Source organism: Pseudomonas sp. SH10-3B (assembly GCF_019891415.1).
Taxonomy (GTDB): Bacteria; Pseudomonadota; Gammaproteobacteria; order Pseudomonadales; family Pseudomonadaceae; genus Aquipseudomonas.
Genome location: NZ_JAFLXD010000123.1, coordinates 1 through 752 on the forward strand (window position 1 = coordinate 1; position 752 = coordinate 752).

Consider the following 752-nt stretch of genomic DNA (forward strand, 5'->3'; position numbering starts at 1 on the left):
GTACCAAACCCCGACCAGTTGCCCGTATTTGTTGTAGCTGTAGTCCGTGACATGACCGTCGGGATCGATCTTACGAATGACATCGCCCTGGTCATTGCGCTCGTACTTCCAGACCGCCAGACCCCGCCTTACAACCCGTACGAAACCATTGTCATGCTCGTAGGTTGTTGGCTCATCATCCCCGGGAAACAACGCCACCAAGCGTCCGGCTTCGTCGTACTGATACGCCGTCACAGCGCCCAGAGGATCCTGCTCGACCGTCAGCCGACCCTTGTGGTCATAGGATTTGAAATGCGAAGCACCGTCCGGATCAATCCGCTGCACCAGCCGCGCCCGGTCGTCATGGACATACACTTCCTGACTGCCATCGGCGTTATGCACCGTGACACGGCCGTCATCTCCCCAGGCATACCGCGTATCCATCTGGGAAAAACTGGCCCAATGCCGCACACATCGCGCGGCCTTGCCAGACCGTTCCCACGCCCAGAAGAAACTCGCGCCACCGGCCAGTCCACGCTCAAGAATCACGTGCTGATCGTCGTAGCGATAACGCTCGCTTTCACCTACCGCATTGGTCGACGAAACCAGTCGGCCCGCATCGTCATAGGCGTAGGAAACGACGGTCTGCTCGGTAATCCAGACATACGGACCACGGCCTTCCGCCCGCTGTACCTGGTAGTCCACCGCCACGATGCGGTTCGATTCATAGCGCAGGAACAGCGCACAACCCGCACCGTTATCCAGCCGCTCAA

At 59.0% G+C, this 752-nt stretch carries 1 pseudogene; it reads right to left on the minus strand.

Going from position 1 to position 752, the window contains the following annotated elements:
• A pseudogene (locus J1G35_RS30620) lies at positions 1–752 on the minus strand (type IV secretion protein Rhs); the annotation flags it as partial.